Below are 1,546 nucleotides of genomic sequence, written 5' to 3'. Positions count from 1 at the left end.
CCACGCAAACCAGACAAAACCAACAACCCCAAAACCACTGAAAACACACGCCTCCCACGGCGTGTCGCAAAACAGCATTTTTCCACGTCTACGGTCAGTATACGGCTCGAAATCGTCGGGAAAAACTGACATTCCATACCCCGGACGGCGTGTCGCGCAATATTCATCCCTCATTTACCCTCATGGCGGCGATACGATCGGCTATATCGACATCGTTGCGTCATCGCTCTTCGATGGAATGCGGCAGGAGTGTTAATAATGGGAATCATCATCGCCATTGGAATCGGCATAATCATCGTCGCGGCAATCATTCTTGCCATATGGGCGGCACTCCATAACTCCGACGAACCGGCAACACCCGTCGATGATCGATTGATCAAAGAACACGGCAGAATAAAGTCGTCGTCCTCCACTCAGGATCTGGCCACAGGGGAAACCATCACGACCTTGACGTTCCAGGACAATACAATCGTCGTTACACGGACGATGTCCGACGGCACGTCAAGCACCACCACCAGTCGAGGGGCACTCGACTCCGACGACATACGGCAGCTGGCGCAATCAGTGCACGCGGAATACATCCCCCGTATGGGACACCACACATATGGACCATCCGCCCATACGGACACGCGCCATACCACGCTTGATGGAGCATATCGGGATTCCCTGGATCAAGCGGTCCAAAGCCACAACGTCTATGTCCCGAACGACTTGCCGAAATTCCGATTCGGAGTGAATCGCGCCATCGACGACTATGTACGGGTCGGTCGCTCCTACGGCACGCTGAGCGCATACACGTATCAGTACAGCGAGCGACTGGAATCATCATTCGGCAATAATCACCCGAAAAGCTTCGTTTTCGATCTATATTGCTTCGGCACGATGACTCCTCAATGGAATACGGATATCGTTGCGCTGCGAGACGCCATACGCAATATCGGCGAGCATAATGTGGACGAACGGGATGGCAACGGGCATCATATAGTGTTCGTCGGCGATGACGTATCCGATACGGCCATTGTGCTGTTGTACCAGGCGTTCGCCGCATGCGTCCGGGAATAGAGCATCCGGACGTAGAGAAAGCAGGGCGTATTCACCGATAACGTGCATTATGTCAAAAAGAAAGAGCCTCATGACGGAAAATCATGAGGCTCTTTCCTATATACGAATATTTCGTCATACGACGATAGATTGCAGTTTCACGTGAAACATCGTGGAATACGGGGGAACATGGTGAATCTTCTCCCGTGAGGGTACTTCCATGCCCCGTCTCCGGACCGGTCAAATCAGTGATGCATCCGTGCCACGTGGTTCATGCGCAATGCAGGTATGGCAAGGAGTCCCTGGCTGGTTTTGTCGTGGCCTCGCAAAACTGGAAATAGAGGTCCAATTCGTGTCGTATTGGGCCGCGGGATGATAAGGGATGAAAAAAAGGAAGGCCTCTTGGATGTTTCCAAGGGGCCTTCCTGAACGTGTGGTTGCGGCGGCGTGCTACTCTCCCACACCCTGTCGGGTGCAGTACCATCGCCGTGCCGGGCCTTAGCTT

General features: G+C 53.3%; 2 protein-coding genes. Both read left to right on the top strand.

Annotation, left to right across the window (positions count from 1 at the left end; genetic code table 11):
• On the top strand, window positions 1-256 hold a 256-nt coding region (locus GFD18_RS11195; RefSeq protein WP_225433098.1), incomplete at its 5' end, for a hypothetical protein.
• A 2-nt stretch (window positions 257-258) separates the two neighbouring features.
• Window positions 259-1,062 (top strand): hypothetical protein, encoded by an 804-nt coding sequence (locus tag GFD18_RS10910; protein ID WP_163200613.1) that lies wholly within the window; start codon window positions 259-261, stop codon window positions 1,060-1,062.
• Window positions 1,063-1,546 lie beyond the last annotated feature (484 nt).

The organism is Bifidobacterium saimiriisciurei (assembly GCF_010667655.1).
In the GTDB taxonomy this organism is placed as follows: Bacteria; Actinomycetota; Actinomycetes; order Actinomycetales; family Bifidobacteriaceae; genus Galliscardovia; species Galliscardovia saimiriisciurei.
The sequence above is the reverse complement of the archived record's forward strand: the minus strand, read 5'-3'. Positions and strand labels throughout refer to the sequence as shown.

What these genes read in the sequence shown, in the direction of transcription:
- GFD18_RS10910 (WP_163200613.1), top strand. Translation starts at nt 259, where the DNA reads ATGGGAATCATCATCGCCATTGGAATCGGCATAATCATCGTCGCGGCA.